Annotated in this window: 5 protein-coding genes; all 5 read right to left on the reverse strand. The window is 71.2% G+C overall.

The window, feature by feature from the left end; translation table 11 throughout:
* The coding region (locus VP06_RS31085) for a hypothetical protein (protein ID WP_053082110.1) at positions 1–324 on the reverse strand (324 nt) is incomplete at its 3' end.
* 271 nt (positions 325–595) lie between these two features.
* Complete coding sequence (locus tag VP06_RS31090; protein ID WP_425350972.1) at positions 596–1630, reverse strand: sensor histidine kinase; 1035 nt, start codon at positions 1628–1630, stop codon at positions 596–598.
* Entirely contained in the window at positions 1630–2043 is a 414-nt protein-coding gene (locus VP06_RS31095) for a response regulator (protein ID WP_048467692.1), read from the reverse strand. Before VP06_RS31095 ends, VP06_RS31090 begins: the two co-directional genes overlap by 1 nt.
* A 197-nt stretch (positions 2044–2240) precedes the next feature.
* Positions 2241–4961, reverse strand: a complete 2721-nt coding sequence (locus VP06_RS33960) for an ATP-binding protein (protein WP_053082111.1) — start codon at positions 4959–4961, stop codon at positions 2241–2243.
* A gap of 12 nt (positions 4962–4973) precedes the next feature.
* The coding region (thiC, locus tag VP06_RS31105) for a phosphomethylpyrimidine synthase ThiC (protein ID WP_048467694.1) at positions 4974–6057 on the reverse strand (1084 nt) is incomplete at its 5' end.

The following is a 6057-nucleotide window of genomic DNA, read 5'->3' on the forward strand; positions in this document are numbered from 1 at the left end:
GGCATAGGTGCGGGCCCGCAGAACGGCCTCGGAGGGCAATTGCTCGACCACGTATCCGTCCGGGCCGATGACCTGGAACACGATCTGCTGGCTGTCGGCGTCGCGTCGGTAATGGGCCCGGTCGGGCAAGGTGCCGGGGATGTCCGGCGACGGGGCGCTGCCGCGCGAGATCGTCTGCTGGGCGTCCGGGCTCAGATCGAAGGTCACCGCCGGATCGAGGGGCGGGTCTGTGGGGGCCCGGGCCGCGAGAGGGGGGCTGATCCGCACGACGGGTTCGATCGCGGCCGGCGGAAGGGCCGCGCTGAGGCTGCTGGTCTCGAACACTGTGGCGTCCTTTCGAGCGATCTATTCCCCTCCAGTTAGCCGCCCTGAGCCCTACCCAGATGTTAACGGCATGTGCGAGCTTAAGGATTGTCTTAAGGTCGCTTTTCGACAACTTGGACAATTTTATGGAAAGACGTGGGGCGGGGGTGTGGTTCGCCCGCGGCTCTTCAGCAGGGAGGGGCCACGCCCGGCGTCGGTGTTCCCAGGGGAAACCGCCGCATTCTGTCGGTGAACCGCTCGATTCCACCGCGGCCGAGACCTTAAAAACCCGTCACAGCGCGATATCGATGCTCGCCGCGGTGCCGCGCTCGGCCTGCGCATAGTCGATCTGCGCCCGCAGGTTCGACGCCATGGCGCGCACGATGCGCGACCCCAGCCCGGTGCCGCGCGGCGGGCCGGCGCCCTGCCAGCCGACCCCGTCATCCGCGACCGTGAGGCGCAAACGGCCGCCGTCGCGGCGCGCGCTGATGCGGATCTCGCCGGTGACGCCCTCCGGATAGGCGTACTTGTAGGCGTTGGTGACGAGTTCGGTGACGATCACCCCGAGGGACACCGCCTTGTCGGTCGCCATCTCGACCGGGGCGGCGTCGAGCACGATGCGGTGGCGCTGGCCGGTGGCGTTCATCGCCCCGTCGAGATCTTCCACCAGGGTCGCCAGATAGGCGTCGACCGCCACCACCCGCACGTCGTCGGAGGTGTAGAGCCGCCGGTGGATGCCGGCGATCGCCGTGATGCGGGTCTGGGTCTCTTCGAGCGCGGCGCGCGCCGAGGCGTCGGTCACGGTGTTGGCCTGCATCCGCACGAGCGCCGCCACCAGGGCCAGGCTGTTCGCCACCCGGTGGTTGACCTCGCGCAGCAGCAGCTCGGCCCGGTCGCGGGCCTCGCGCACCTCGGCCTCGGCCCGTTCCTTCTCCCGCCGGGTGCGGTCCTGGAGCACGGCGGTGGCCACCGCCTCGGCCAGCAACTCGCGAAAATGCCCTTGCAGGTCCTTCCAGACATAATCGACGGCGCCGGCCTTGAGCGCCGCCACGGCGACGCGGCTGTCCTCCGAGCCGGTGACGTAGATGACCGGCGGCGCCTCCGGCAGGCTGCGGATGCGCGGCAGGATCTCGAGGCCGGTCTCGTTCGGCATGTGGTGGTCGAGGGCGACCACGTCGAAGCGCTGCGCCGCGATCAGGGCGAGGCCCGTCTCGCCGTCGGCGGCATGCACCACCTCGCAGCCGCGGCCCGCCAGCGTGCGGGTCACCAGCCGCGCCAGCCCGGGATCGTCGTCGATGTAGAGCAGGCGGACCGGGTCGGTCACGATCACGCGCTCTCCGGAACCTGCATCACCGAGAAGAACAGGCCGAGCTGGCGGATCGCGTTGGCGAAGCCCTCGTAGTTCACCGGCTTGGTGATGTAGACGTTGCAGCCGAGATCGTAGCAGCGCTGGATCTCGCGCTGGTCGTCGGTGGTGGTCAGGATCACCACGGGCGAGCGGCGCAGGTGCGGGTTCGACTTCACCTTCTGGAGGATGTCGATGCCGGTCATGTCCGGCAGGTTGAGGTCGAGGAGGATCAGCAGCGGTCGGCCGGCATTGATCTCGCCGCTGCCATCCGGCCCGAGCAGGGCGGCCAGCGCCGAGGTGCCGTCACGGAAGGATTCGATGACGTTGTTCACCCCGGCGCGGCGGATATTCCGCTCGATCAGCCGGGCGTGGCCCTCGTCATCCTCGATCATCACGATGTGTACGGCCGGCACCTGATCCCCTCCGTCGCGCAGCCCCGAACGGAGTGCGACTCCTCGTCCTCGTGCGCCGCCGCGCCGACTGCGGGAGACGTGCTCCCGTCACACTTCTAGACCATTTTCCGGTCCGGTGGACACGCGGCAGGCGTAGAAAACCGTCCAGTCACGTTAACTTCGCGTTGCATCGTGCCTCAGCTCTGGCGCAGCGGCAGCGTCACACTGAAGGTCGTGCCGGCTCCGATCTCCGAGATGAGGTCGATCCGCCCGCCGAGCGCCCGCACCAGGGTGCGGACATGGGCGAGCCCGATCCCCTCCCCCGGCCGGTCCTGGGCGCCGGAGCGGCGGAACAGCTCGAACACCCGGGCATGGTCGCGGGCGTCGATGCCGCGGCCGTTGTCGCTCACCCGGACGATCGCGACCCCGTCCAGGACCGATCCCGTCACGGCGATCCGGCCCGGGCGGTCCCGGACCAGGTACTTGATGGCGTTGTCGATCAGGTTGCCGAAGATCTGCTCCACGGCGAGCCGGTCGGCGGTGAGGTTCGGCAGGTCGCCGATCTCGATCACCGCGCCGACCACGTCGGCCTGGTGGCGCTGCGCGTCGGCCAGCCCCTGCACCAGGGCGGTCATCGCCAGGGGCTCGGGCTGGAAATTGCGCCGCCCCTCCCGCGACAGCTTCAGGATGGCGTTGATCAGCCCGTCCATCTTGGTGATCGCCGCCTTGATGAAGCTCACCGATTCCGTGAGGTCGGCATCGATCCGCTCGGCCTGCGGCAGCCCGGCCAGGGCGGCCCGGATGTCGTCCTGGCTCGCCTCGATCTCGCTGGTGAAGCCCATGATGTTGACGAGCGGCGCCCGCAGGTCGTGGCTGACGATGTAGGCGTAGCGCTGGATCTCCTCGTTCGATTCGCGCAAGGCCGCTTCCGCCGCGCGCTGCTCGGTGATGTCGGAATGCACGCCGACCCATTCGCGGATCGCCCCGTCGGAGTCGAGCACCGGCACCGCCTGGATCGCGAAGGTGCGGTAGACCCCGTCGTGACGGCGCACCCGGTGCTCGTGGGTGTAGCGCCGGCGCTCCGCCACCGCCGCGTTCCAGGTCGCGATGCTGGCGGCCCTGTCCTCCGGATGCACCGCCTCGGCCCAGCCGTAGCCGGCATACTGCTCGGGGCCCTGCCCGGTGAGCGCGGCCCAGGCCGGCTGCTCCCCGGTCATCCGGCCATCGGGGCCGTTGGTCCAGAGCACGCCGCGCACCGCCTGGACGGCGGCGGCGAAGCGGTCCTGCTCGCGCCGCACCGAGGCGAACAGGCGGGCATTGTCCATTGCCACCGCCGCCTGGCCGGCCAAGCCCTCGATCAGGGCGGCCTCGCGGGGGCCGAAGCGCTGTGGCTCGGGATGGCCGAACAGCAGCGCTCCGAGGGTCGATCCGGTGCCGGAGACCACCGGCACCGCGAGGTAGCTGCGCACCGGCAGGTGGCCGACCGGCATGCCGCCATGGCTGCCATAGCGCGGATCCGCTGGCACGTCTTCGCTGAGTACCACCCCGCCGGCCGCGAAGGTCGGGCTGAACAGAGTCGTCACCCGCGGCAGGCCGAAGCGGGTGAACGCCTCACGGGGAGCACCGGTGAGGCTGAGGAGCCGCCAATGCTCCGATCCGTCGGGTCCCTCCGGCACCCGCTCGAACAGGGCGCCATAGGCCGCCGCCGTCAGGTGGGTCGCCGCCTCCACCACCGCATCGCCGAGGCGCTGGCGATCCAGCTCGCTCGACAGCGCCGTGCCCAGACGGTTCAGAACCTCCAGGCGCTGGGTCTCGGCGCGGAGCGCCGAGGCGGCCCGCGCCCGCTCGGCCGCCCGCTCGCGCTGGCGCTGGGCCGCGCCGGCGATCTCGGCGCTCACGGCGGCCACCTCCGCCGGCACGCCTGTCAGCACCGGCGTCGCGCGGCCGAGGCCGAGGGCGATGGCCTGGTCGCGCAGGGCGTGAAGCGGCGCCGCGATGCCGCGGGCGAAGGCCAGCGCCAGGAACCCGGCGATGGCCGCCAGCATGCTACCGAGCCCGGCGAACCAGACCAGGGAGGCCCGGACGGGGGCCGCCAGCGCCTCCTCGGGCACCCCGACGGCGACACGCCAGTCCGGGATGCCGGCCCGCGCATAGGCGACGAAGAACGGCTCACCTTCGAGCGAGGCGCCGCGCCAATGGCCCTCCGGCTCGGTGGCCGTGCGCAGCGCGTCGGGTGCTGGCGTGCCGGTGAAGCGCTCCGGCAACCGGGTGCGGGTCAGCACCCGGTGGTCGCGGTCGATCACGCTCATCACCCACGCCTTCGGCACGCCGCCGGAGGCGAGCACGTCGCCCAGCCGGGTCGTCGGCAGGGAGAAGGACAGGAGGTAGAGCACCGCGTCGCCGCCGCGGCGCATCACCGGCACCGTCACCCGGAAGCGCCCGTCGACCACCCCCGAGACCGCAGGGCGGCCGCCGAGGGCGGCCGTGTCCGCGGCGTCGAGGCGCTCGGGCATCGGCTCGCTGCCGAGGTCGACCAGCCGCGTGCCGCCGGGATCGCGCAGGATCGCCGGCAGGCCGCTGCGGCGCTGCAATTCCTGCACCTGCTCGCGGAACGCCGTCACGTCGCCGCGCTGGAGCGCGTTCGAGAGGCTCAGGGCCTCCAGGGTGGCGATGAGGCTCGCGATCTCGCGGTCGATCGCCGCCGCCTCCATCCGGGCGCGGCCGAGCGCCTCGGCCTCCAGGCGCTCGCGGGCGGCACCGGCGAATTGCCACAGCGCCACGCCGCCGAAGATCAGGATCGGCACCGCCAGGCCGAGGGCGAAGATCACCAGGCGGCGGACGATCGAGCCGGGACGGGCCGAGGGGCTCGTCCCGGACGGGGCAGGCCCGGGCGGGGCGGCGGGGGCCTGCATGAGCATGTCGCGGGATCCTTACGCGCCGGGTTCGACGTAGAGCCTCCCGCCCTCGCCCAGGAATTCCGCCGATTTTTGGGCCATGCCGGCGGCGCGCTCCGCTTCGCTCAAGGGTGTGGCTTCCGCGATCACCTGGCCGGCGGCCTCCATGGCGAGCACGTCGGCGCGCAGATCCTGGGTGATCTTCATCGAGCAGAACTTTGGGCCGCACATGGAGCAGAAATGCGCGACCTTGTGGGCGTCCTTCGGCAGGGTCTCGTCGTGGTAGGCGCGCGCCGTGTCGGGATCGAGGGAGAGGTTGAACTGGTCCTCCCAGCGGAAGTCGAACCGGGCCCGCGACAGGGCGTCGTCCCTCGCTTGAGCCGCCGGGTGGCCCTTGGCGAGGTCGGCGGCATGCGCGGCGATCTTGTAGGTGACGACGCCGGTCTTCACGTCGTCGCGGTTCGGCAGGCCGAGATGCTCCTTGGGCGTCACGTAGCAGAGCATCGCGGTGCCGTACCAGCCGATCATCGCCGCGCCGATCCCCGAGGTGATGTGGTCGTAGCCCGGCGCCACATCGGTGGTGAGCGGGCCCAGCGTGTAGAACGGCGCCTCGCCGCACTCGGCGAGCTGCTTCTCCATGTTGACCTTGATCTTGTGCATCGGCACGTGGCCGGGGCCCTCGATCATCACCTGGCAGCCCTTGGCGTGGGCGATCGTGGTGAGTTCGCCGAGCGTCTCCAGCTCGGCGAACTGCGCCGCGTCGTTGGCATCGGCGATCGAGCCCGGACGCAGGCCGTCGCCGAGCGAGAACGACACGTCGTAGGCCCGGCAGATGTCGCAGATCTCGTCGAAGCGCTCGTAGAGGAACGATTCCCGGTGCCCGGCCAGGCACCAGCGCGCCATGATCGAGCCGCCGCGCGAGACGATGCCGGTGACCCGCCGCGCCGTGAGCGGCACGTGGGCGAGACGGACGCCGGCATGGATGGTGACGTAGTCGACCCCCTGCTCGGCCTGCTCGATCAGCGTGTCCTTGAACACCTCCCAGTCGAGCTTGAGCGGATCGCCGCCGACCTTCTCCAGCGCCTGGTAGATCGGCACCGTGCCGATCGGCACCGGCGCG

It is taken from the genome of Methylobacterium aquaticum (assembly GCF_001043915.1).
Taxonomy (GTDB): domain Bacteria; phylum Pseudomonadota; class Alphaproteobacteria; order Rhizobiales; family Beijerinckiaceae; genus Methylobacterium; species Methylobacterium aquaticum.